The organism is Paenibacillus thailandensis, from assembly GCF_042685365.1.
GTDB lineage: Bacteria > Bacillota > Bacilli > Paenibacillales > Paenibacillaceae > Paenibacillus_AP > Paenibacillus_AP thailandensis.
The window spans coordinates 169,395-194,646 of record NZ_JBHUMY010000011.1; the positions used below are offsets into that span (position 1 = coordinate 169,395).

The window sequence follows — 25,252 nt, forward strand, 5'->3', positions numbered from 1 at the left end:
CGTTTCCGGACCTTATGGCCGGAGAGCTCCCCCACGTTCTCGTTATAGTAATAGGCATGATCGTTCACGTTATTGAAAGGCTCGATCGGAATATTGAACTTGCGGATATATTCCATCGTGACATGAAATTGCGGAATCCGCATCGGCCCCGCGTTCAGATAGCAATGCTCGGCGAATCGGGCAACTTGCGCCGCGCCGGTAATTTCGGTATCGGACGTTCCGCCCCGCACCGTCCATATCCGCCCGCCCGGACGGGTTCTCGCCTCCAGTACGGTACAATCGTAGCCGGCTTGCCCAAGCTCGTAAGCGGACGTTAGGCCAGCGATCCCTCCTCCCAAAATGATGATTTTTTTCCCGTTGCGGTTTGCGAGCACAAGATCGTTTTTATTGGGAGGGGTATACTCGGCCGCCTTTAGCGTTTCCGGGGAAAGCAGCCCCAGCGTCCCCATGACGCTGAATACGGCCGCGCCTCCGCCGATTTTGCCGACCGCCGTCAAAAACTGCCTGCGCGACATTTCCCCTGTTTTCTCTTTGACCTCCATCTCGTTCACTCCCCAAAGCAGGATCTAAAGCTCAACGAGAATGTAGCATGAGGCGGGGCCGCCCATCTATTTTATTGTAAGATTATCTTACATAAATTCTTTTTATTTCCCCAGCCATTGCCGATAAAAACAACCAATATATGCAAGAAGTCATGTTCCGGTGTTCGTTTATAGTCCGCTTCGACCATTGTTTTTTACGTTCCCCCTTGCTAAAATCCGAATCAAAACGCTTTTGTGTCATTTTCTTTAACAACCAACGTTAATAAGTATGCAGCTATGCCGTACGAATTTATCGATTCGGGAGGGAAAGAGGATGAAGGAAAAAGTGATTTCAATCGGAACCGTCCGGGATTTGACCGGTTTGACCGAAAGGCAAATCCGCTATTACGAGGAGAAGAAGCTCGTTTTTCCAACGCGGACGGCCGGAGGGGCCCGGAAATTTTCGTTTGACGATGTGGAGCTGCTAAAGCTCATTCACAGCAAGCTGAAAGACGGATTCCATACGTTCGAGCTTAGGCAGCAGCCGGAAAAATGGCTTCATCCTTATGAGGAAGGGAGCTTGTCCCGATGAACGAGGACCAACCGATGCCGCTCCTCGCCCATCTGAAGGAGCTTCGGAAACGGCTTATGATCGTAGTTGCGGTATTCGCCTTGGCGTTTGCCGGAGGAATGGCCGTCTCCCCTTACATTCTCGATTATTTAAAAAGCGTCCCCCCTGCGTCGGGCATAAGCTGGAACGTGTTTTCGCCGTGGGACGGCGTCAAGCTGTACGTGAATATCGCCGTATTTCTGGCCGCGACGGCGACGATGCCTTTCGCGCTTCACCAGCTTTGGCTGTTCGTCTGCAAAGGTATGCAAAAACACGAGCGGACGGCCGCCCTTCGCTACATCCCTGTTGCCTTGCTGTGCCTGGCGCTTGGCATCGCGTTCGGTTACTATGTCGTGTTCCCGATGAGCTTCGCGTTTGTCCATGATATCTCGGCTAAACTAAACGTTGTGGAAACTTACGGAGCGACCCAATATTTCGGATTTATGTTCAACATCGTTATCCCCGTCGGCGCAGCCTTCGAGCTTCCGATCGTGGTCATGTTTCTGACCGGCATCGGCTTATTGAGCCCGAACCGGCTTCGCAAATTTCGCCGTTACGCCTATCTGATACTGGTCGTCGTCTCCACGGCCATTACGCCTCCGGACATGATGTCGGCGTTCATCGTTCTCATTCCGCTGGCCGTATTATATGAAGCCAGCGTTTGGCTGTCCGGCTTCGTCTACCGGCGGTCCGCCGCTCGCATGAACGCGGGAAGCCTGCAGCCGTACGGATAAGGCACAAGCGGGGGCAAGCCGCTCCGTAACGAAAACAAGCCTGCGGCGGCACGGAGAAATCCGGCTGTCGCAGGCTTCGCTTGTTTTACGAGACGATAACAATCCCGTATTATTCGGCTTCGATTATTCGTAAATATAAGAGCAGCAGTAGTCCGTCACCGCGGCGACCTGCAGCTTGAATTTTTCATTCGCCGGCACCGTAAATTCGCCTTCGCCTTGAATGTGGCGCCATTCGGTTTCGCCCGGCAGCAGCACCTTTAGATCGCCAGCCAGTATTTCCATGATTTCCACGCAATCGGTACCGAACTCGTATTCGCCCGGGAGCATGATGCCAAGCGTTTTTTTCGTGCCGTCCGGGAAGACGATGACGCGGCTGGTCACTTTGCCGTCAAAGTAAATATTCGCTTTCTTGATTGCCGTTACGTTATCAAATTGGGACATAGTTTTTTAGCTCCTCGCGCTTGTAAGATGGATGATGTCATGAAAGAAACGCCGCTGTCTTAAAGCGGCGTTTCCGCAAGATAACGGGCTTAAAGGCTAAGGCGGCTGCCTGCTTATGCCTCAAGCCGTACGAACTTGAATTACAGCAATGCTTTTACTTTGGCCGCGACATTTTCGACCGTAAAGCCGTATTCCTTGATGACGCGGTCGCCAGGGGCGGATGCGCCGAACTTGTCGATGCCGAGCACGGCGCCTTGGTCGCCCACGTAACGCTCCCAGCCGAACGGATGAGCCATCTCGACGGCAAGGCGGGCTTTAACGTCAGGCAGCAGAACGGAATCTTTGTACGCTTTGTCCTGCTTGTCGAACAGATCCCAGCTCGGCATGCTGATAACGCGAACGTGAACGCCCTCTTCGGCCAGCGCCTTCTGCGCCGCTACCGCCAGCTGCACTTCGGAGCCGGTTGCGATAATTTGCGCTTGAGGCTTGCCGTTTGCGGCGTCGGATACGACGTATGCGCCGCGGCGAACGCCTTCGGCCGCGCCGTTAACCGTGCCTTCGAGAATCGGCAGGTTTTGGCGCGTCAGCACGAGCGCAACGGGGTTTTCTTTGTTCTCCACGGCGTAAGCCCATGCCGCGGACGTTTCGTTGGCATCCGCCGGACGGATGACCGTCAAGCCCGGAATGACGCGGATCGAAGCCAACTGCTCGATCGGCTCGTGCGTCGGGCCGTCTTCGCCGACCGCGATGCTGTCGTGCGTCAGCACGTATACGACCGGAAGCTTCTGAATGGCTGCCAGGCGCACGGCCGGACGCAGATAGTCCGTGAACACGAAGAACGTGCCGCCGAATACTTTTAGCCCGCTGTGCAAGGCGATGCCGTTCATGGCCGCGGCCATGCCGAACTCGCGAACGCCGAAGTAGATGTTGCGTCCTTCGTAGCTGCCCGGCTTGAATTGCGCATAACCTTTCAGGTGCGTCATCGTCGAGCTTTCCAGGTCGGCGGAGCCGCCCGCCAGGAACGGAACGTTCTTCGCGAGACCGTTCAGCGCATTGCCCGAAGCGACGCGCGTCGATACCGGCTTGTCTTCAGGCGTATACTTCGGAAGATCGGCGTCCCAGCCTTCCGGAAGGTCGCCGGCGATCGCGAGCTCGAATTGCTTCGCAAGCTCCGGATGAGCGGCCTTGTAATCCGCGAACAGCTTATCCCAAGCCGCGTTCGCCTGCTCGCCCGCTTGCTTCACTTCCGCGAAGTGAGCGCGGACTTCGGCCGGCACATGGAACGGCTGGTCGACCGGCCAACCGTAAAATTCCTTCGTCAGCTTCGTTTCCTCGGCGCCGAGCGGCGATCCGTGCGTGCCGGCGTGGCCGCCTTTGCCCCCTTTGTTCGGGCTGCCGTAGCCGATGATCGTCTTCACTTCGATCAAGGTCGGCTTGCCCGTTTCCGCTTGCGCTTCGGCAATCGCCTTCGACAGCGCGTTCAGGTCGTTGCCGTCTTCCACCCGAAGCACTTGCCAGCCGTAACCTTCAAAGCGGCTTTTCACTTTCTCCGAGAAGGAGAGGCTCAGCTCGCCGTCAAGCGAAATGTCGTTGGAATCGTACAGGACGATCAGCTTGCCGAGCTGCAGATGGCCCGCGAACGACGCCGCTTCGTGGGAAATGCCTTCCATCAAGTCGCCGTCGCCGCAAATGGCGTACGTATAATGATCGATAACTTTAAATTCGTTCTTGTTGTAAGTCGCTGCCAGCTGCGCTTCCGCCAGCGCCATGCCAACCGCCATGCCGATCCCTTGGCCGAGCGGGCCGGTCGTTGCGTCAACGCCTGCCGTATGGCCGAATTCCGGATGGCCCGGCGTCAGCGATCCCCATTGACGGAAGTTTTGCAGTTCTTCCAGCGGAAGATCGTAGCCCGACAGGTGCAGCAGGCTGTACAGCAGCATGGAACCGTGTCCGGCCGACAGCACGAAGCGGTCGCGGTTGATCCATGCCGGATTGGACGGGTTGTGCTTCATGTTTTTCGCGAAAAGCTGATAGCCCATCGGAGCGGCGCCCATCGGCATGCCCGGATGCCCCGATTTGGCTTTTTCGATAGCATCGATTGCGAGAGTACGGATTGTGTCAATCGACAGCTGTTCGATTGATTTTTGAGTAACTGCCATTACCATTTCCTCCTATAATCCATTTGATCATGCTCTCTTTATCTCTTTAAAAATTTCGCGCAAGCACAAGCAGCGCAATGGCTTTTGATATTGTACCATTGTCCAACTTCGTTTTCCATCTTTTAGCCGCGGGCGCACATAGTTTTTGCTTATAGGCGCCGTAAGCTCAAGTTATGAATAGTATGCCGAATATTTCAAATGTCCCTCCCCGCCGGAACGAAAATAAGCACAAAGTACGTTGACAGCTTTTAACAGCGCGTTAAAATAAGGATTGAAAGCCCTTACATAAAATCCGGTTAATGGCGCGCATCTTTTTTTAAACTGTACTGAAACCGGTTTCATGTAACGGGTTTCATGAAGCAACCCAATTTCGCGCAAAGGGGTAATGCAATTGAGACGCACAGTGATGAAGAAATGGACGGCAGCCGTTCTCGCCTGCACTTGTTGTTTCAGCTTAACCGCCGGCGCTTCGGCCGCAAGCGAGCCGACTGCGGAACGGACGGTCGATGCGGTCGTTGCCATCGACGCATCCGTCAAGTACCAGACCATCGACAACTTCGGCGCTTCCGACGCCTGGTCGATGGATCCGCTCGGCAAGCACTGGACGGAAGACAACAAAGCTCGCGTCGCGGATCTTCTTTTTTCCCGGGAAAAAGGAATCGGCCTGTCGGCTTGGCGCTTCAACATCGGCGCCGGTTCGACCGAAACCGACCAAGCGATCATCGGCAATCCGTGGCGGCGCGCGGAAGCGTTCAAACAGACCGAGGACGGCGAATACGATTGGAGCAAGCAATCGGGACAGCAATGGTTTCTGCAAGCGGCCAAAGATCGGGGCGTCGAGACGCTGATCGCTTTCGTGAACAGCCCGCCGGTCTGGATGACCAAAAACGGCCACGCTCAGCCGGATTCGAGCGTCGGATCGACCAATTTGAAGGAAGGCTACGAAGACGAATTCGCCGCTTATTTGGTCGACGTGCTGAAGCATTTTCAGGAAGAGGGGCTTGAATTTCAATACATAAGCCCGATCAACGAACCGACCTGGGACTGGAACAAGGCCGGACAGGAAGGCAACCGCTACAACAACGACGACATGAAGCGCGTCATTCTCGAGCTGTACCGGCAGCTGCAGGCCGGCGGCCTGTCGGCGCAAATCAGCGCTCCCGACGGCGTCGAGATTACGGCGCTGCTCGACGACGAGTATTACAAGCAGTTCACGGGCAAAGAACAATACACCGGCGGCGCCAACAGTCTGGGACTCGGCAAGTACCGCGAATACATCAAAGACCTGCTTGGCGATCCGGAGCTGAAGGAAGCGGTCGGCAATAAGATCGCATCCCACTCCTACTGGTCGGATTACAGCAGCCCGGGCGACGACCGGCTCGGCGAGCTGCGCGACCTGCTCGCTGCCAACCTGAAGAAATACGACGAGAACGCGAAGTATTGGATGACCGAGTACTGCATTCTCGGTTCCTACGGTCCGGGGAGGGATCTGGGCATCGATCCGGCGCTGTACGTGGCCCGCACGATCCATTTCGACCTGACCCGGGCGAACGCCTCGGCTTGGCAGTGGTGGACGGCCGTCTCCAAGGAAGATTACAAGGACGGATTGATCTATACCGATTTTAACAACGCCGGGGACGAGCAGAACATTTTGACGTCCAAAATATTGTGGGCGCTCGGCAACTACAGCAAGTTTATCCGCCCGGGCGCCGAACGCATCAAGCTTACGGGCCTGGACGAGGATGCGCGGAACGGTTTGCTGGGATCCGCTTATAAGCATGACGAAGAGAATACGGTAACGGCCGTATTCGTCAATGACGGCGAAGAGGATAAGCGAATCCGCGTTTCGGTCGGCGGACTTGACAAGAACGACGCTGTCTTTACGCTGAAATCGTATATAACGTCGGCCGGCTCGGACCTTGCCCGGGGACAGGATGTGCCGGTGCAATCGGACGGAACGTTCGAGACGGTTATCCCCGCCCGTTCGGTCGTGACCTTGAACGGAGACGTCGTAAAGGCGAACAAGAAGCCCGACGCCCCCGAGAACGTCAAGGCGGAGCCTACGAATAAAGGATTGAAAATTTCGTTTGAAGCTCCGAAAGGCGCTTATGAATATGAAATAAGATACGGAGCCCAAAACGACAAGCAAGAACAAGTGCTGACGCGGATGACGGCCGACTCGTTTGTAATCCAAGGCTTGGAGAACGGCAAATCGTATTTCGTCACGATTCGCGCCGGCAACGCCAACGGGTTCGGACCGCCTTCCAAACGGGTGTACGGCACTCCCGCGTTGTTAACTCCGGCAGGCGTGTCGGCAACGGGAATCGACGGCGGCTTTCAAGCGGTTTACGAAGCCGAACCGACCGTGCCCGAATACCGCGTCCGCTACGGGACTCAGCCCGGCCGTTACGATCAAGAGCTGACGGGCGTTACGCCTGACGGAACGATTGAAGTGAACGGACTGACCAACGGCACAACGTATTACGGGATTGTGGAAGCGGTCGACGGACAAGAGGTTAGCGCTCCTTCGTCCGAATTTCAGGTGAAGCCGGATATCCCGGCGCCGGGCAAAATCGTTGCCGTTCCGGGCGATCAAACGGTTCAGCTTGAAATTTCGCCCGTTGAAGGAGCGGCAGATTACTCCGTAAAGGTCGTTTCCGGCTCGGAGGACGGATCGGACTTGACCGCAGGCGGCAGCGCCGTACGGTTGGACGGCTTGACCAACGGCACGGCGTATACCGTCCAAGTATCCTCGATCGGCAAAGGCGGAGCCGGAACCGGTTATACGGAAGCGGTCGTTACGCCGGAAGCCGAAGACGTCCGCTTGGAAGACGATTTTGAGACAAGCGATATGTCCGGCTACCTGCCGGAAGTGAGCGAATGGCGAATCGAAGACGGCCTGCTGAAGCACAAGTCCGGCGGCGATCGCCAAGGGGAAATCGGCGTTGAAGGATTGCAGCTCATCGACGGCACCGTAACGGCGGTAGCCAAGCACGCAACGGCAGGGGCCGATTGGGCCGTCGCTTTCCGCGGCAGCAGCTACTCGCAAGGTTATATGTTCGGCTTCGAGAACGGCAGCCTGTTTATCCGCCGGGACGGGCAAAGCTTGGCGCCCGCCGTTCCTTTTACGGCGAAGCTGAACGAGCTTTACAAGCTTGAAGTGAGGCTGGACGGCAAACGGATCCGGGCTTCGATCGACGGGAAACCGGTGTTTGATGTAACGGACACGGTGTATACAAGCGGCCGGGTCGGTCTTCATAGCTGGGCCGACGCGGCATTTGCCTTCCTGAAAGTATCCCGCGGAGCGAACGACTTCGCATCCAAGCCGGAAATCTACCGGACGAAAGCCGGGAACGGTCAAGTCGCGCTGAAATACAGCGAAGTCGACGGCGCCGATTCGTACGTCATCCGGTATTCGGCCTTAACGGGCAGCGATACCGAAACCCGTGAAGTGTCCGCCAATCCGGGCTCCACGATTGTAACCGGACTTCAGAACGGCGTACCGTATTCGTTTGCCGTGGTCGCCAAACGCGGCAGCGAAGAGGCGGCGTCCGAACCGGTCGAAGCGACGCCTGTCGGAAGCGAAGACCGGGTGCTCTTCTATGTGGACGCCGGCGACGGCACGCCTGGCCAGTTGGAGGACGGAGAGGCGTTCGGATCGCTTCAGACGTTGGAGGAGCAGCCGTTCGGCAGCGACCCCGTTACGGGAATCAAATGGGGCTACGAAGCGGACGACGGGCTGACTTGGGCCCATACGAGCCCGACCGACGCGTACGAGACGATCCGCCAATACGACGGCAACGAGAACGGCAAAGGGCTTGCCTACCGGTTTGAGCTTCCGGACGGCACGTACAAAGTAACCGTCGGCTTCTTCGATCCGTGGAAGGCGAGCGACCGGGCCATGAACCTGATCATTAACGGCGAAACGAAGCTGGAAGGTTATGTCATCGGCTCGAGCCGGGAAGCGAAGACCTTCGAAGGCATTGCCGTTACGAACGGCGAGCTGGTCGTGAAGGCCGTCAAAGCGGGCGGTTCGAAACCGATGATCAGCTGGATTAAGGTGGAGCAGTAATCTTCGAATAGCTTAAAAAACGGCAGCCGCTCGGCTGCCGTTTTTCGTATTTTACCGCAGATTATCGTTATTCCGGACGCGTCTCGTCACGCGCTCATATATTTGCCGTTCTCCTCTTCCTGCAAGCGCAGCTGCTTCCGGTAAACGAACTTCGATATCGATATGCTCGCTTCATATAACAGGAACAAAGGCACGATCACAATGATGTCCGACAAAATATCGGGCGGCGTTATCGTCACCGCCACGATAGCCAGAATGAAATAGGCCACCTTCCGCGCTTTGGCGAGCCGGAGCGGATTCAGAATGCCCAGCTTGGTCAGAAAAAGAACAATGGCGGGCATTTCGAACAGCAGTCCGAACGGGATCGTCATATGGATCATGAAGGTGAAATATTTTTGCGCGGTATACATCATCTCGAATTCGCCGGCCCCCATCTGATTCATGAAATGAAGCACCATGGGGAACAAAATGAAATAACCGAAGCAGATTCCGATCAGAAACAGGACAGCGATTCCCGGTATAAGCGTAAAGGCTGCCCGGTGCGACTGCTCCGGCACCGCCGGCTTCACGAATTTCCAGATCTGATAGGCCGCGACCGGAAGCGTCACGGCTATCGCGACGGCACCGGCAATCATCATATAGACCCACATCACGTCCGACGGTCCGAGCAAGACCAGCTTCTGATCCATGTCCCGCACGAGCCAGCTGTAAATATCCCGCACATAAAACAAGGCGGCGGCCATGGATACGAGAAAAGCGAGCAAAGTACGAATGAGCCGCGACCTCATCTCTTCCAGATGCTCGATCACGGTTTGTTCATTCGGGTTCGCCATCTTACTTCTGCGACGCCGCGGAAGCCTTCGGCGTCTCCTCGTCTTTCTTGTCGTTATCTTCGCCGTTCACAAGGCCGCGCGTCGCGACTTTGAATTCGCTTAACGTCCGGCCGAAAGCGCGACCGAGCTCAGGGAGCTTCGAAGGCCCGAACACGATCAGCGCGATGATCAAGATCAGGATCAGTCCCCCGATTCCGATATTACCGAATGGCATAACTTTTTCCTCCTAAAAGTTTTGTGAGCCAATACTTCATCGATTTAGGTTCGAGCAAAACTTGCTTCGGAAGCATTGGCTTAGGTTTTTGTGATGAATTGCCCAATAAAGGGAATGGAAACAAAAATCCTGCTTCGAAAGCATACGCTTTGTTTTGTGAGCAATGCTTCATCGATTTAGGTTCGAGCAAAACTTGCTTCGAAAGCATACGCTAAGTCTTGTGGGAAATACTTGACGAACGCTCCCGGTACCAGACCAACCTCGCACCGGAAGCGTTCGCTTAATGATTTAGTTGCTCAGCTTGAAGCCGCTGATCGCCACGACGGCGCATCTTGCCATTTTTTCGCCCGGGCGGTTAGGCCATGTGCTGGTCGGATTGTTCAGGTCCTTCGTATTTTCGCCCGGATGCTGAATGGACAAGAACAACGTCTGCTCGTCCGGGGTAAAGAACGGGCCGGTCAGCTCGCATTCCACAGGGCCGGAAGCGAACTGGAGAGCTTTCCCTTTATCTGGACCGCTCGTCGGGATAACAAATAGTCCGTTATTCATAAACGATTTGTGCACGCCCTTGTTCTGGCTGCTGCTGGAAATATCGGTTACGACCCACAGATGGCCGTTCGAATCGAAAGCCAGGTTGTCCGGCGAGCTGAATCCGGATTGACGGCCGCCGGCGGCGAAAATTTCAAAATCGAATTCGAGCGCTCCGAGATCGTTGCCCGCTTCGAAAATACGGGTGATGTGCCCGTGAATATTGCCGTGATTATCGTTGTTCGTATGGCAAATAAACACGGTATTGTCGAACGGAGAAATTTCGATGTCCTCCGGCCGGTCGGTTGGCGTTCCGCCTGCGAGCAGCGCTGCTTCCTGGCAGTACGTAACGACGTCTCCCTGCGTCTTGAATTTCTGCTGAAGCTCCGGATCCTCTTGAATCGCCTTGGATACTTCTTCAATGGTAACCGGCATCCATTTGCCGCTCTTCAGGTTAGCGACATACAGCGTGCCGTCTTCAAGCAGCGCGGAGTTGGCACGGCCTTTCGACTTGTCGTATTTGCCTTTGCTTATGAATTTATAGACGCAAGCATCCTTTTTGTCATCGCCCATGTACACGACTACCCGGCCGTCCGATGCCAATCCCATTGCCGTATTCTCGTGATTGAACCGTCCGAGCGCCGTATGCTTCTTCATGTACTTGCTGTCGAAAGGATCCACTTCGACAACCCAGCCGTAATGGGTGAGCGGCAGTCCGGCCGCCTCGGCCGTCGATTCGAAGTTCTCTTCGCAGGACAGCACCGTATTCCACAACGTAACGCCGCCGGAGCAATTCGCGAACGTCCCCGTTACCGTCTGGGCTCCTTCGAGCGCCGGAATTCCTTTCGCAGGGCCGGTCAGATCGATTTTGGTGAAGCCGTTGATGCGGCGAGCGTATTTGGAGTTGGTGTCCATCTTCCATGTGCCGTTCTCATCGCGGTACACCTCGATAACCGACATTCCCAGATTGTACAGCTCTTTCTGAATCTGCTCGTTCGTCATCTTGCCGTCCGTCACCGGACCGATCGAGAAGATCGTGCTGTATTCATGATTGTTGACAAGGAGACCGCGAACGTTGGAGCCGTCGATCGGGAGAAAAGCGTTGTAATCGCAGCCGGAGCCGAACGTATCTCCTTTTTTATTTATGACATCGCCGAAAGCCGCAACGACGTCATACTTGAAGTTTTTAGGCAGCACAAGCGCATCTTCTTTCGTCGGCTCGATCGGATCAAAGTAGCCGCTTACCCGATTCGTGTTGAATCCGAACAAGTGATTTGCCGTACCGGACATGGCGGAAGCTTTGCCGTCCAGTACCCCCAGTCCGGCGGATGCCGCCGCGAGCGCCGTCGCTCCGGTACCCAAATAAGAAAGGAAAGTTTTGCGGTCAATCGTTTTACTCAACTTGTCCACCCCTTAGAACGAATTGTTTTCTTGAGGACAAGCATAATGCAGGAATGTTAAATCCGTTTCACTATAATGTGGATTATTTGTAAAGGCCGCTTTCAAAATTCCAGCTGGAAACAGCCGAATCTGCTATCCTATCGTTATAGGAATCGATTGAAGGAGGAGAACCGATGAAAGATGAAATAGCAAGACTGCATGCATGGATCAAAGAGGTTCCTTCGAAGCTGCAAGCTTTCGAGGAGCCGGAGCTGGCCTTAAGGCCACAACCCGGCAAATGGTCGAAAAAAGAAATATTGGGACACTTATGCGACTCCGCGCTTACGAATCTGCAACGCTTTGTCCGGGCGCAGCACGAACCGCTTCCTTACAAGGTTCTCACATATAACCAGGATCAATGGGTGGAGCGCATGAATTACCGAAACCTCCCGAGCGGTCACATCCTAAACCTCTGGGTCGTTCTAAACAAACAGGTTGCTGAAGTCATCGCCAACATACCTGACGAACGATTGCTCCATTCTTGCCGGATCGCCGACGGATCATGGGTCACGTTGGATTGGCTTGTTACCGACTATGTCGATCATATGGAGCATCACCTCAATCAAATATTCCGGCCGTTCGAGTAAAAAGTTGATTATCCCCCCGCCTCCAAACCGATGCACTTGCTTGCGTATCCGCCCCTTAATTTCATGAAAACCTCTAAATATCGTCACAAGTTCGCAACAATGCTTTGTTAAGATGAACGGGAACTGGAAATTCGCTGCAAGAAATCGACTACATCTTTAACAAGGCGGGGGATAATTGCTTTATGGCTTACAGACTGAATCAGAAGAAAAAAAGCTTACTGGTCGCAATACACGTCATTGCGGTAGCGTCCTGGATTGGCGGGACTTTGGGGATGCTGCTGCTGGGCCTTTATTTACAAAGCGCCGAGAATGGCGAACAGCTTGCTTACACGCTCTCCAGCATGGAAATCATTGACGAGAATTTGCTCAAATATCCGGCGCTGCTCAGCTTGTTGACGGGCATCTTGTTATCGGTGTGGACGCAATGGGGACTGGTCAAGCATTATTGGGTCGTGATCAAGCTCGTTCTCACCGTCGTAACGATCATGCTCGGCATCTTGTATCTGAACGATTGGACGGCCTCTCTTGGGGTTCTGATCGAGGATACGGGTTTGGCGGCCTTACGGAGCGGGCAGTTCCGGTCGACATGGCTGTCGATCATGATCATGGGAAGCTTTAACTTGTTCTGCCTTGTTTTCATGGTGTTCATTACGTATTTCAAACCGTTCGGGAAGATGAAAAAAAAGCGGGCAGGCTCGGCGTCTTGACGAAGGAAAGTCCCAATCTCGCCGGAGCGGGACTTTCCTTCATGTAAAGCGGCACAGCTAGCCGGGACAGAAATCACTTAATCTATTTCTTAAAGTATTTTATTGCAGCGACGCAGGGACCTTCACCCCAAGCAGCTTACCCTCTGCCTGTATGACGAGCATATCGCCCGTCTTCAGTGTCGCTCCGTGCCAATCTGCTCCGGTTTTCACTTTAAACACAGGCTTCGTAGTCAGCATGTCGATTCCGAGTAATGTACCATTGCGCTGCGCCCGGTACATCCCGTTTCCGTAAACGTCAATCTGGGCAACCGGTGCATCTCCCATCCATCCGATCCGCTGTCCGTTCGCCAGTTTTACGCCTTCCAGTTCCCCGGTTGTCAAGTCTTGATAGATCAGTCGATCCTGTACGATGTTAAGCAACACCGAATTGTGCCCGGACGGTCCGTTAAACGTTCGCAAAGGTTCCGCCCCGGCTTTATATGCATCAAAATCGTATTCCGCTACCCGATCGGCTTGTTGGATGTACAGCTTGCCGCCGCTCATAAACGCGAATCTTTGCCCCCATTCATAAGGAGGCTCGCCGGCCATTTTCCAAGTATATTCACGAGTGCCCTTTAACGCCCCGGTCCTAAGGTTATAAGCGTTGACGATCAAGCTGCGATCCGGTGTTGATTGATATTCAACCAGCATGGGCGAATAGTAATTGATCGAATAAACGAGACCGTCTTGGATTCGAAGCGCTTCCCCTTGGCCGAATTCGCCCCACAGCTTCTTGCCTGTCTTCTTATCGTAAGCGTTCAGCTGTATAGATGTGAGCGCCCCTTGTACATAATAGGTCCGCAGCACGACGCCGTCCGCTTCCTCAAGGTAAGCGGTCCCGTTACCTTCTGCCAGCGGCTCATCCGCGGTCCAACGAAGTTTACCTGTCGCGATATCAAAGGCGAAGGTTGTACTCCCATATATCGCATAAAGCGTATCGTTCGTCGGCACCAACGCCTCCGTACGCAGCCGCGCATCGATCAAGGTGGATGTCGCCGACTCCCATCTCTTCTGCCCCGTCTTCGCGTTCAAAGCGAAGGGCTGGCGCTCTCCCGTCAGACCGTATACGGTGCCATTATGATAGACGACATATGGCATTAAGTTTTTTCCGTAAGTCCACAGCCGCTTGCCTGTCGAAGCATCAATCGCAATCAGCTTGGCCCCATCGAAGGCGAATACCTTGCCGTCTTCCGCAACAACCCTATGGCTGTCAAAGGCATCAATCATATCCCGATGGCTGTCCGCCTGCGCCGTCCAGACCGGTTTCAGCTCGGGCACCGTTATAACATAACCGGAATACCAATTGACAGATAAATCGGGAGACTCTGCAAACGCCTTCGACGGCAACACGGCGGCCGCCCCCTGAATAGTCAGTACTCCAGCCGCAATGCTTGCCATAATTCGCTGGAAAAGCGGCCTCCTAATGCTTTTTTCGGCTCTCGACATAAGATTACCCTCCTATTGGCAACATTTCTTCTAACATGAAGTATTAACGCACCGCGATAGAAAAAAGTTCAAAAAGAAGCATAAAAAACCTTGATTTCTCAAAACTGGTCGAAATCGATGAATGCTAAACTACTATTCTTCCGCATCCCCGGTCAGACGCATCATCTGGACGACCGACCGGCCGTCGCCGGCCAGCGCGCGCTCCCCGCTGCGAAGCTGGGACGAGCCGTCCCCGTCCAGGAAAATGCCGCCAGCAAGCCTGCCGTTCCCGATCTTCTCGATGATCGCTTCCCGAAACGCGGCAAGCGTTCCTTTGGTGCCGCTTACGATCAGGTAAAGCTGTCCCGCGTCGTCATAGACGGCGGCCGAGCGGAGACGTTCGTCATCCGGAAACGGCGCCCCTTCCAGCTCGGCTTGAGCACGCCATGTATCGTCGTCCCGTCCTATGCTCATGCTGATGCCGCCCTGCGCCCAGAAGCGGGTCCGATCGGTTAGCTCGAGCTCGGCCTGATCCTTCACCACTTGCACGTCAAGTCGGCCGGCACCCCCGTCCCAGACGAGCGTCCCCCTTGCATACTTCACATTGGAAGAACCGGAGCCGTAAGCCCCAAGCTGTCCGTTAACCGGCTTTCCGTCCACCATCGCGATGCTGAGTAGATCCTTTCCGTAGAAAAATCCCCCGTTAACGCCGTAATACGGCGTCTTCGTCACGTTGGCGTTTACCGTCTCCAGCGTTATGCGGGACGGATCGACGGCAAGCGCATGCAGCCGCATGCCGTTCGAAGCTTCCGCTTCCATATAAACGTATCGGCCGGCAGATTTATCGCCGCCGCTGCCGCTTTTCTCGCTGCCGAGCAGCGTGAACCATACAGCCGCGGCGCATAATGCGGCGGCGCCAATCAAGGAGACGGCGACCGCCGCGCGGTTCCTGCCTTCCTTGCCGGTTACGCTCAGCCTAAACCGCATCCAGCCTCCCCCTCCTTCTTAACATGAGAAAAAAAGAACCGGCTCTTCCGTTTGAACCGGTTCTTCATCATCATGGATTTATTTTCGCGTGACGGTGTAGCCTTTATCTTCAAGAAGCTTGACGATTCCGTCCTCGCCCAGGAAATGAGCGGCCCCGACGACGACCAGGTACTCGGCTTTTTCCGTGCCGTTCAAGTACCCGACGATTTTATCCGTCATCGCCAAGTTGCGGTCTACCAACAACGCCTTGTAGTATTCTTCGTTTTGCGCCATGGCCTTGGTCAGTTCGAGCAGCCCTTCATCGTCGCCGCTCTTCCATAGCTCCGCCATAAGATCGACGTTGTCGTCGATATCGTTATATCCATCCAGAACGGCATTCAAATTGCTCTCCTGCAGCTCCGGGGACAAGCTATTAAACATGTTCAGCTGCGACTCGTACGATTCCAATTCGATAACGGGCATATTGCGCTCTTTTGCTTTTTGCAGAAAATAGAGATCGATTCCGGTCTGGCTTTCATAACCCGCCTGCATGGACTGAAGCGTCGAAATCGTCGTCTCGGCAACCCACGGCTTATAGGCGTCCAGCGCGTTCGTATCCAGTCCGTTCAGGGCAAGAATGGCCCCCAGCTTTTTGTACGTTTCTTCCGAAATGTGATCCTTCAGCGTAGTGCCGTCCTGATACATGCCCAGCTCCGCGATCAGCTGCTGATTCTCCGGATCCGCCGCGTTGCTGATATCGACTTCGACCCCCAAATAATCGGCTTCGTCAAAGGCCTCTTCAAAGGAAGGGTGCAGCGGGTAAAAGCTGCTGTCCGCAATATGCATGGAGCCGGCCAGATAGACGGTGTTGCCGTTGTGCTTCACTTCCCACAGAAACCCGCGTCCGCCTTCATTCTCGGTCAATACGACGGTGCGGGTAGCGGCGTCCCAGCGCACTTCAAAGCCGGCGGCTTCCCCAACCGAACGGACAGGGATATACTTGATTCCGTTAATCGTCCTGATCGTCGTATGCAGCGTAACTTCCCTGCCGTCTGCAGCAACGAGGACCGTTTCCGCGCCGGATTCTTTTAACGCAACGTTCAGCGATGACAGCAAAGCATCCAGCGGAGCAAGGGTAACGCCGTTATCGATAATCGGTTCATTCGAAGCAAATTCGATCTTTTTGCCGTCCACCTGCACCGACACCGGAGTCGGAGCGGCAGCCGCCGGCAGGGCGGACAAAAGCACGAATAAAGATAAAAAGAGCGATACGAGCGAAGCTTTCCATTTGTTCAAAACCGGTTTCCTCCTAAAATGCCTAATCTAGTATCCAGTTGAGTTCCTCACATTTCCATACTAGCATAGAGGAGATGAACTTATCTACCAGACCTCTAGCAAAAAACCCATACATTAACTGATGAAAGGAGCATTCCAATGGCAGCCTCACCGAAGACATTAAGGACTTGCGACAAAGGACACCGGTACTACAAAAGCAGCGACTGCCCCGCCTGTCCGGTTTGCGAACGGGAGAAGAAGCCGGAAAGCGGATTCCTTTCGCGGCTTTCAAGCCCCGCCAGACGAGCGTTGGAGCACAATGGAATAACCACTTTACAAAAGCTGTCCGCCTATACCGAACGCGAGATCCTAAAGCTTCACGGTATTGGACCAAGCTCGATGCCGATCCTTAGAAACGCATTGCAGTCGGAAGGTTTGGCGTTCAACCGCGGGAATGAAACAAAGGAGTAGAATGAAGATGCGAATCGACTCCAACAAAGAAAAAACCGGCATTCTGCCACAAATGCAAAGACCGCCGCAGCGGTCTTTTTCTTAAAAAGTCATAAATTGAATTTACGCTAAAATCACAAATGCGATCCGCCGGTAGCGTCAAGCATCTGCCCGGTAACCCAGCGGCCGTCCGGCGATGCCGCGAAAGCGACGATATCCGCGATGTCCGAAGGCTCGCCGACGCGGCCAAGAGCCGACATTTCCTCGGCATGCTTGCGGCCCTCGGGCGTATGCAGCCAAGAAGCGTTGACGTCGGTGTCGACGATGCCGGGCATAACCGCATTCACGGTAATGCCCCGCGGCCCCAGCAGCTGGGCCAAATGCAGCGTAAACGTATTGACCGCGCCTTTGGTCAGGTTATAGGCCATGATATGCGGATAAGCGATGCGTGTCACGCCCGACGAAACGTTAATGATCCGTCCCCCGTCCCGCAGACGGTCGAGCGACTGCTGTACGAGGAAAAACGGGGCTTTGACGTTGACGGCAAACAACCGGTCGAAGTCCGCCTCGGTCGTCTCTTGAAACGTCGAAGATGTGCCGATGCCGGCATTGTTGACCAGAATATCGAATCGGTTGCTGCCGGTCCGGCGGGCAAGCTCCTCGTCCAGACCCTTCAACAGGCGATCGACCCCGTCCAAGGCATCCAATTCGGCGCCGATGGCGAAGGCGCTTCCTCCCGCCGCTTCGATCGAGCGGACTGCCTCATCCGCCGCGTCGCGCCGGCTTCCGTAATGCACGGCGACGAGAGCTCCTTCCGCGGCGAGCCGGAGCGCAATCGCCCTGCCGATCCCTCTGCTTGCTCCCGTAACGACTGCGACACGATTTTCCAAACGTCTGCTACTCATTTCAAATCACTCCTCATCGAATGGTTGACCCCATTCTAAACCCTCCCCTTAAGGGCAAAGTCAAGGCGATTTGAAAAAGATCCCGTGCCCGGCCAAAAAAAGGATTCAAGCATCGGATAGCCGATTATAGTTTCGGATACAGCCTATGGTTAATCGAGTCAAATCCTCTCGACCGGCACGATCGCCTCTGCAAGACGCAAGCGGCCGTATATATCTCTATCCGGCGTCAGGTAGATCTCGCGGACCGGTTCGGCCGCGGACGGCCGATAGCCTTCGGCTTGCATCCAAGCCCGCAAAGCTTCCTCCGCCTTGCAATCGCCGCGATAAGGATCGCAGCGATGCTTAAGCGAAGCGGCCCGCTCGAGTCCGGGCAGCTGCCCGACGATCACCCTCCGGCTGGCCGGGATCGGCTTCGATAAGGGGATGGCGACCTCGATGTCCGAAGGCGACGCAGCGCTGTCGGCCCGCTTGTGCCAAACAATCGTCATCTCGCCTTCCGCTCGCTCCCCCTGGTCCCGGACGTATTGCTTCAGTTCATCGAGCAGCAAACATAGATGGCCTGTCGGAACCGACTCTCGAATGGAAGCCGCGAGTACCGGATCCACGCTGCGCAACCCGAATTCCTTGTCCTTGACTGCCTCGGCCGCTTCGGACACCCGTTCAAGCCGGACGAGCCGCTTGTCAATCTCCCCGACCTGCCGCTGCGCCTCTTGAATGAAACGCTCCAGCTCCTCCCGCTTCTCTTGCAGCGTCTGCTCCGCCTTCGACAGCTCCGCCGCATCGGCCAGCAGCGGCCGCATCTGCTCGAGCGTCAACCCCTGCTCCTTGAAGCCCGCGATACGCCGGACGGTCAGCAGCTGCTCCGCGGTATAGAAGCGGTACTTCGATTCCTTGTCGATATGCGCAGGCTTCAGCAGTCCCAATTGATCGTAGTGACGCAGCGTCTTCTCCGTCACGCCCGCTAGCTTCGCGAACGTCCCGATCTTAAACATCCGAAAATCCCCTTTCAGGCGCAACGCACGATCGCGCCGCAAATTGGCAAGTTGGCTTATTGAACTTATCATAACAAATCGTTGCCGTTCCGGCTAAAAGAAGACCTTCGTCTCGGTTCGCCGCCCCCCGGCCATAGCCTGCGGATTACCGGGCAGCCTTGGGACTCGCATTAAATCGAAATCAAATCCTTCACGTCAAAATTGATGCGAATCTCGTAATCTTCTCTTCTATCGTTATATTTAATTTTCGCCGCCTTCTGTTCCATATCGTAGTACCAGCCTTCTTCGGCCGCATCCCATTGCTTCGGATCGAGGAACATCGAAAGCTCCTTGTCCCGCAGGCTTACTTGAACGGGAGCGGCATCCCTGCAAAGCGCTTCGACAACCATCGTTTGCAGCCGGGCACGGTATTCTCCTTCATGCGTAAACGAAATTCGAGTATCCCTGCCGTTCTTGACGGTAATCGTCGTTCTCAAATAGTCTCCTTCCTTGCAACGATTGCTGCGTCCGTCGTCATCGTACAAGACGAAGCCGCCTTCTTCCGACGGCTCGATCAACAGCTGCAGCCGTTCCGCCGTATCCTTGTGAATGTTCGTAAGCCCGGGAGCCATCGGTACGACTGCGCCGCTTCTGAGGAACATCGGAATCGAATCTATCGAAACGTCCAGATGAATCGTTTGTCCGCCGGCATATCTCTTCCGCGTATTCCATTCCACCCAATCGGCCCCTTTCGGCAAGTAGACCGCTCTCGTCTTGGCGCCTTCCTCCAGCACATTGGCCACCAGGATCGAAGATCCGAGCATAAAATCGAAGCTTTCGTCCCACACTCGAGCGTCGTTCTGGAATTCGTACACGAGCGGTCTCATGATCGGCGATCCTTCCGTAGAGGCTTCGAACATCAAAGAATAGAAGTAAGGCATCAGCCGGTATCTGAGCTGAATCGCATCCCGGATATATCGAGTATAGGCGGGATACATCCACGGCTCCGTGACGGTGTTGTCCGTGTTGCAGGAATGAATCGAGAACCGCGGCTGGAAAATGCCGTTCTGAACCCATCGGACGAACAATTCCGGATCGGGTGCCGGACCAAAAAATCCGCCGATATCGCATCCCTGATTCGCAACGCCCGAAAGCCCCATGCCGAGCATAACGGGAATATTGAATTTCAAGCTTTTCCAGCTCGTGATATTGTCCCCCGCCCAGGTTTGCGCATAGCGCTGAATTCCGGCGAAGCCGGCCCGGTTGACGATATACGGCCGAACCCCGGGGGATGTCTCCTCCAGCGCCTCTTTCGCCATCTGAGCCATCAGATTCGGCATGATGGGCCGCAAGCCGTCGATCGGCTTCGGGTCCCCCTCGCAATGGCATAACGCCCTCGAATCGTTAATCTCGTATTCATTGTTATCGTTCCATATGGATGTGATGCCAAGCGAAATCAAGGATTGCTTCAAATGCTTTTTCCACAGCGCTCTCCCTTCCGGATTCGTAAAGTCCACGAAGGAAGCCGCTCCTCCCCAAAACCGGTCGATATGCGACCGTTCCCCGCTCGAATCCTTGATATAGGCGCCGGCTTCGTCGAATTCCCGATACAACGGGTTCGTTACCAGCATGCCGGGTTTGACGTTCGGAGCGAGCGCCGCCCCCATCTCCGCCATTTGCAAGGCGAACCGTTTCGGATCGGGGAAACGTTCATCGTTCCAGTGAAATACGTATCGCTTGCCGTCTTTTCCGGTCGTATAACCCGAGGATAAAAAAAATCCGTCGCAAGGGATGCCCTCCTCCCGGCATTTCTCCAAGAAGCCGAGAATCGCTTTATCCGAATGCCGATCCAACTCGGTGTAATACATCGTGGACCCCATGTAGCCGAGAGAGTATTTCGGGGGCAAAACCGTCTTTCCGGTAAGATCGGTGTAATGCCGGACGACATCTTTGATTCGCGGTCCATAAATAAAGAAAACGTCCAGCTCTCCGCCGTCCGCGCAGAAGTACGAATATTTGTTCCAATAGCCGCTCCGCTCGCACCCTATATCGAATACGGAGTCATGCGAGTTATGATAAAACAAGCCGCTGGCGGTTTGGCTTTCTCCGTTAAATTTAATAAAAAACGGAATATGCTTGTACAGCGGGTCTGTAAGCTCGGAATCGTACCCGATCGTATCGACGTTGTGCATCCTCATTCTTCGGTTCTTTTTGTTCAAATACCCCGATTTTTCCCCGAAGCCGTAATAATGATCGTGATCGTCCATACAGGAGTAGTGATAGAGCCTTCCTTGCGCGTCGCGGACATATGACTTCTCTTTCAGATCGGCATGCAGCACGTTCCCGTCCGTATCCGTTATTTCAATCGCGAACGGCTCTTTATTGATCCTTATACGCAATGTCCGTGTCGTTAAAAGCAGATGGGTTCCCCAATCGTCGTATTGCGCCGGAATCGCTTCGATTTTTCTCCGATCGGGCATCAAGGCATCCATCTTGTCTTCCCAAGCGGTCATCGCAAGCGAGTAGGAGGCTTCCTCCGGAAAATGCTCCTCGAACGTGCATCGAATTCTTACGATTTCGTCCGTTAGCAGCACGATTCTAAACTTCGCGGCATCTGTGATCAGATCCAGACGGCCGTCTCCGTTTCGTATCTCTAGAAGCTTTTTGCATATAATCATTGTCTGTTACCCCTTAAGTTTATTTGCTGGCAAAGGAAGGGCGCCACCCCTCATGGAATGACGCCCGATATCAAATCGTTCTCAGCTCGAACTATTGGCGTGCCGCAGCCCTTCCATCAAAATCAAAAGCGTCAACGCTTGACCGTAAGTCATCGGCGAGATCGGGATTTCCTTATAGAAGCGGGCATCGTTGCCGACCGGCGTGCCGTAGGAAACCTCCCGTACGATACCGTTCGCATCGATTCGATCGAGCACGGCCTGCAGCGCCTTTCGTCCGGCCGGCAAGTATTTCTGCGGCAAATAGCCTTTGCGCACCGCTTTTAAGATGCCGTAGCCGAAGGCCGCCGTACACGAAGTCTCTGCATAGGATGAAGGATCGTCCAAGACCGTATGCCACATGCCGTCATTCGCTTGAAGCGCGGCAAGCGCATGAACCTGGCTGTGCATCGTATCGAGCAGATATTGCTTAATCCCGTCCTCCAGCTCCGTCATGTCCAGGAAATCGACGATCCCGCAAGTATACCAGCCGTTGCCGCGCCCCCAGCGCACCGCCCCGTAATTATGCCTTCCATTAAAATCCCATCCGTGAAAAAACAACCCGGAATGGCGGTCGTACAAATATTTGATATGAATGAGGAATTGTTTCTTCGCTTCTTCGATATAGTCCGGACGCTTAAAGTAAACCCCCGCTTTCGTTAAGAAGAGGACCGTCATGAACAGAGTGTCGATCAGGATCTGTCCGTCGTTGGGATCGCCGGTAATCATGTGCTGAAAGGCGTTGTCCCCCGTACGGATCAATCCGTTCTCCCGGTCCATGATCCAGCGGCTCCACACGTCGCATACCCGGATGTATTCCTCTCTCCCCGTCAGCTCGCATAACGAAATCAGCGTAAGCAGCGGGGAGCACGTATTGACGTTCTTCTCGGGCAAGCCTTCCCGAATGCGGGCGTCGAACCAATCGGTCAAGAACTGAAGCGTCCCGGCATCCTTCGTCTCTTCGTAATATTGATACATGCCGTACAGACCGACGCCTTGAGGCCATTCCCACAGGTCAATATCGATCAGTCCGATCGGATAAATCTCGTCTACCCCTTCGTTTTTCATAGATCTCATGGCGCCGGACACGCGCTCGATCGCGTTAAGAATCGTATCTCGTTTCAAATGTGAGAAGCCACCCTTCCTTTACGTACCAACCGGCCTTGCACTCCGCAATCCTTGATTTGCACCGTCTCTCCGTTCACCGTCAAGGGCGCCTGCCAGCCGAAGCTCGTTTCGCCGTAGACGAAGTCCGCAAGCCGTACCCGCAACGCCTCTGCGGACGCTTCAATCGGCATCTTCAGCATGCTTTCGATAAACTTCTCGAAAGAACCGAACTCCTGACGATCGGCCGCTCGAACAAGCCACACATTGCGGCGTCCCTTCGATACAAGCTCGCGCCCCCGGTTCGTCCCTTCCTGCGTGAGCTCCAGACCGTTCTGCGCGTAAACCGCCGCATAAGCGCCGTTCCTCTCGCCGAAAAACCACGATCCGCGGGATTCGACGCGTTCGAACGCATATGCCGGGAAATAAGCATGCGTATAGCCGGCGTCGTGGTCCGGATCGATATCGAATAACAGGATGCCGAGTCCCTTGTACTGGCCGACCTTCGGCAAGCAGCCGTTTCCTGCCCAGAAGGACGGCCGCCCCGAACCGTGAGCGTAAATTTCTCCCGGATGGTTCACCCACACTTGGGCTTCGGGCGAGAACGCCAAATGGAGCACATGCTCCTGATAGCCCTTAAGACCCGCTCGGAAATCGGCGATGCTCGACATGACGTAAGAGCTCGTCCGGTAATGAAACAGCTTGGCGTACCCGTCTTTGCCTTGTTCGAGCCGGAACTCCAGCTCTTCTTCCGAGTTCAGCTTCAACCGCTCCGCGAAGGCTTGCGGCGGCGTATAATCGGACAAGCAGACCGACACGTTAAAGCTGGTGCTGTTCACATTCCCCGCGCCGTATCCGACCCAGATGAGCGAGGTAGTCCCCGCCGCATGGTTGCCCATCAGCTCCTTCTCGTAGCTGCGGCCGAACGTGGAGGTCAAATACCCGCCATGCGCTTCCGCGGTCATATACGAATACAGAAGATCCATCGCTTGCTTGGCCTGCTCCCGCAATGCCGGCCGCTCGGCCAGGTCGTACAGCTGGATCAAGCCAAGGAAATCGATCGGGATGTAGGCGCTCGAATTCCACTCGGCCAAGCCTTCGGCGAAAAAGCGTTCGAACCATCCGGTCAACTGCCGCTCCGCTTTCCGTTTCCGCTGAGCTCCCGTTTCTCCGCTGTTCGTGAACAGGTCGTCGGGGAACAGCTGGCCTGCCAGCAGCTGGCAGCTATGGAACAGCAGCGCATGGTTCTCGCTGAAGAACCACATCACATCGTCGCCCGGTTCGTCGATCCAATACCGGAAGCCGAGCACCGTCCTCTTGATCTGCGCCCAGAAATCTTCGTCGAATAAGCCGCTGTCGCGGTAATCCCGCCAGAACCGGAACAAAGCGATCAAATAAAAGTCGGCGCAGTCCCGTCTCTCCCGAATGCCGGCGAGTCCTTCCAGAATCATGTCCCGGGCTATTTCGGGGGCGCCCCCGGTCTTCAGCTTGGCGATAGCCGTATGAATATTCGGGATGCCGAGCGCGGCCACGCACTCCAGCGCGACGCGTTTCCGTTCCTCCACGGTCATGGCTTCGCCGTTATGCGGCTGGAACCGGGTATTATATACCTCTATGCCGAACGGCTTGCGAATCGTCGCTTTGCCAACCTGAACCGACAATTCGAAGTATTTATAGTCGACTCCGAATTCGTTGGTGTGTCCAAGCACGAGATGCTGCTGTCCGGCCTTGAGCTCCCGCCGAATCGAATACCGTCCGTCAAAGAAGCTGTTGTAGGTCACGTCGAACGTCAGGTCCCGATTGAAAGAAGCTTCGAAAATAATGCGAAGCTCTTCGTCCTTTACGCTATCCTTCGGAAAATAAGCCCGCCCGAGCGCTTGCTCCATGCCCGCAACCGCTTCCGCCGGCTCCGAATCGGTAAGCGGGATTTGAATTTCGATCGGCTCGGAACCCGCGTATTCCAGCGTGAAATGATACAGCGTATCCCGCTCCGCCAGATCCTCGTGGCACACAAAGAACGGGTTCTCCCCGGCCCGAAGCTCGACCTCCACCTGCGTCGTTTGTTCGATATTTCGGGTAAAGGGCGTAAAGTCGCAAGCGAGACGCCCATTTACCCATAACGCTGCGGCTCCGCATGTTTTAAGATTAAAAGTCGCTTTATGAGCGGCAGGACTGACCACGACGGTGTACGCGTATCTAAGCAGGTGCGTCGGCACGTAATAGAAGCCGGACGCTTCGACCCGCGAGTTGCCCCACGGGAAATAGAGGTTCCACCTCGCTTCCGATTCCCATAACGAGATGCCTTCCCCGAGCGCGGGAGGCGCGGCGAACGGAAGCTCCGGGGCTGCGGCCCGGCGTTCGCCGACAAACTCCTTGCGGCAAGGATTCTCATGAATGGAGAAGCCTTTAATGAGCCAGTCGTTGATATCCCCTTCCATCGTCATCGGCTCGAACCGCACCTTGCGGGTTAAAATGCCGCTAAGAAGCCAACGGTTGATCACCCGATGCCGCAGCTGCAGCGGAGAATAAGTCAGCATGTTTTTTCCGGTCGTCATCT

The 25,252-nt window shown here is 54.9% G+C and carries 20 protein-coding genes; 6 read left to right on the forward strand and 14 right to left on the reverse strand.

Annotation, left to right across the window (positions count from 1 at the left end):
- Positions 1–542: FAD-dependent oxidoreductase (locus ACFSW5_RS11250; RefSeq protein WP_379272891.1), on the reverse strand; the 542-nt coding region annotated here is incomplete at its 3' end.
- A 313-nt stretch (positions 543–855) separates the two neighbouring features.
- Between ACFSW5_RS11250 and ACFSW5_RS11255 the strand changes: the two genes are divergently transcribed.
- Together ACFSW5_RS11255 and tatC (ACFSW5_RS11260) are read left to right on the forward strand one after the other, a co-directional pair.
- Positions 856–1,113 (forward strand): MerR family transcriptional regulator, encoded by a 258-nt coding sequence (locus ACFSW5_RS11255; RefSeq protein WP_379272781.1) that lies wholly within the window; start codon positions 856–858, stop codon positions 1,111–1,113.
- Positions 1,110–1,865 (forward strand): twin-arginine translocase subunit TatC, encoded by a 756-nt coding sequence (gene tatC / locus ACFSW5_RS11260; RefSeq protein WP_379272784.1) that lies wholly within the window; start codon positions 1,110–1,112, stop codon positions 1,863–1,865. The genes ACFSW5_RS11255 and tatC (ACFSW5_RS11260) overlap by 4 nt, the downstream gene beginning before the upstream one ends.
- A gap of 123 nt (positions 1,866–1,988) precedes the next feature.
- Here tatC (ACFSW5_RS11260) and ppnP read toward each other — a convergent pair whose 3' ends face one another.
- Both ppnP and tkt read right to left on the reverse strand, forming a co-directional pair.
- Positions 1,989–2,306 (reverse strand): pyrimidine/purine nucleoside phosphorylase, encoded by a 318-nt coding sequence (ppnP, locus tag ACFSW5_RS11265; protein WP_379272786.1) that lies wholly within the window; start codon positions 2,304–2,306, stop codon positions 1,989–1,991.
- A 140-nt stretch (positions 2,307–2,446) separates the two neighbouring features.
- A complete protein-coding gene (gene tkt, locus ACFSW5_RS11270; protein WP_379272789.1) occupies positions 2,447–4,465 on the reverse strand; it encodes a transketolase in 2,019 nt (672 codons plus the stop codon).
- A gap of 385 nt (positions 4,466–4,850) precedes the next feature.
- On the opposite strand from tkt, the gene ACFSW5_RS11275 reads away from it, so the two are divergent.
- Positions 4,851–8,537, forward strand: a complete 3,687-nt coding sequence (locus ACFSW5_RS11275) for a glycoside hydrolase (protein WP_379272792.1) — start codon at positions 4,851–4,853, stop codon at positions 8,535–8,537.
- Positions 8,538–8,623: 86 nt separating this feature from the next.
- Here ACFSW5_RS11275 and tatC (ACFSW5_RS11280) read toward each other — a convergent pair whose 3' ends face one another.
- From tatC (ACFSW5_RS11280) to ACFSW5_RS11290, 3 genes are all read right to left on the reverse strand, one after another.
- On the reverse strand, positions 8,624–9,370 hold the full coding sequence (gene tatC / locus ACFSW5_RS11280; protein WP_379272794.1) for a twin-arginine translocase subunit TatC: 747 nt from the start codon (positions 9,368–9,370) through the stop codon (positions 8,624–8,626).
- Between the two features lies 1 nt (position 9,371).
- Positions 9,372–9,584: a twin-arginine translocase TatA/TatE family subunit gene (tatA, locus tag ACFSW5_RS11285; protein ID WP_379272796.1), complete on the reverse strand. Its 213-nt coding sequence runs from the start codon at positions 9,582–9,584 to the stop codon at positions 9,372–9,374.
- Between the two features lie 288 nt (positions 9,585–9,872).
- A complete protein-coding gene (locus ACFSW5_RS11290) occupies positions 9,873–11,513 on the reverse strand; it encodes a PhoX family protein (RefSeq protein ID WP_379272799.1) in 1,641 nt (546 codons plus the stop codon).
- Between the two features lie 173 nt (positions 11,514–11,686).
- Here ACFSW5_RS11290 and ACFSW5_RS11295 point away from each other — a divergent pair, with 173 nt between their 5' ends.
- Positions 11,687–12,139 carry a DinB family protein gene (locus tag ACFSW5_RS11295; protein ID WP_379272801.1) on the forward strand — a complete coding sequence of 151 codons (453 nt, stop codon included), beginning with the start codon at positions 11,687–11,689 and terminating at the stop codon, positions 12,137–12,139.
- A 182-nt stretch (positions 12,140–12,321) separates the two neighbouring features.
- Positions 12,322–12,846: a hypothetical protein gene (locus ACFSW5_RS11300; RefSeq protein ID WP_379272803.1), complete on the forward strand. Its 525-nt coding sequence runs from the start codon at positions 12,322–12,324 to the stop codon at positions 12,844–12,846.
- Between the two features lie 99 nt (positions 12,847–12,945).
- On the opposite strand, the gene ACFSW5_RS11305 is transcribed toward ACFSW5_RS11300, so the two are convergent.
- The 3 genes from ACFSW5_RS11305 to ACFSW5_RS11315 form a co-directional block, all read right to left on the reverse strand.
- A complete protein-coding gene (locus ACFSW5_RS11305; RefSeq protein ID WP_379272805.1) occupies positions 12,946–14,331 on the reverse strand; it encodes an outer membrane protein assembly factor BamB family protein in 1,386 nt (461 codons plus the stop codon).
- A 132-nt stretch (positions 14,332–14,463) separates the two neighbouring features.
- The gene (locus ACFSW5_RS11310) at positions 14,464–15,297 is read right to left on the reverse strand and encodes a hypothetical protein (protein WP_379272807.1); all 834 of its coding nucleotides are present in this window, start codon (positions 15,295–15,297) and stop codon (positions 14,464–14,466) included.
- Positions 15,298–15,375: 78 nt separating this feature from the next.
- The gene (locus ACFSW5_RS11315; protein WP_379272809.1) at positions 15,376–16,572 is read right to left on the reverse strand and encodes a TraB/GumN family protein; all 1,197 of its coding nucleotides are present in this window, start codon (positions 16,570–16,572) and stop codon (positions 15,376–15,378) included.
- 138 nt (positions 16,573–16,710) lie between these two features.
- Here ACFSW5_RS11315 and ACFSW5_RS11320 point away from each other — a divergent pair, with 138 nt between their 5' ends.
- On the forward strand, positions 16,711–17,022 hold the full coding sequence (locus ACFSW5_RS11320) for an RNA polymerase alpha subunit C-terminal domain-containing protein (RefSeq protein ID WP_379272811.1): 312 nt from the start codon (positions 16,711–16,713) through the stop codon (positions 17,020–17,022).
- A gap of 113 nt (positions 17,023–17,135) precedes the next feature.
- On the opposite strand, the gene ACFSW5_RS11325 is transcribed toward ACFSW5_RS11320, so the two are convergent.
- The 5 genes from ACFSW5_RS11325 to ACFSW5_RS11345 form a co-directional block, all read right to left on the reverse strand.
- Positions 17,136–17,906 carry an SDR family oxidoreductase gene (locus tag ACFSW5_RS11325; protein ID WP_379272813.1) on the reverse strand — a complete coding sequence of 257 codons (771 nt, stop codon included), beginning with the start codon at positions 17,904–17,906 and terminating at the stop codon, positions 17,136–17,138.
- Positions 17,907–18,064: 158 nt separating this feature from the next.
- Positions 18,065–18,898 carry a MerR family transcriptional regulator gene (locus ACFSW5_RS11330; protein ID WP_379272815.1) on the reverse strand — a complete coding sequence of 278 codons (834 nt, stop codon included), beginning with the start codon at positions 18,896–18,898 and terminating at the stop codon, positions 18,065–18,067.
- 170 nt (positions 18,899–19,068) lie between these two features.
- Entirely contained in the window at positions 19,069–21,555 is a 2,487-nt protein-coding gene (locus ACFSW5_RS11335) for a glycoside hydrolase family 31 protein (protein WP_379272817.1), read from the reverse strand.
- Between the two features lie 81 nt (positions 21,556–21,636).
- Positions 21,637–22,716, reverse strand: a complete 1,080-nt coding sequence (bglB, locus tag ACFSW5_RS11340; protein ID WP_379272819.1) for a beta-galactosidase BglB — start codon at positions 22,714–22,716, stop codon at positions 21,637–21,639.
- Positions 22,713–25,250, reverse strand: coding sequence for a hypothetical protein (locus ACFSW5_RS11345; RefSeq protein ID WP_379272821.1), 2,538 nt, complete (start codon positions 25,248–25,250; stop codon positions 22,713–22,715). Before ACFSW5_RS11345 ends, bglB begins: the two co-directional genes overlap by 4 nt.
- Between the last annotated feature and the right edge of the window lie 2 nt (positions 25,251–25,252).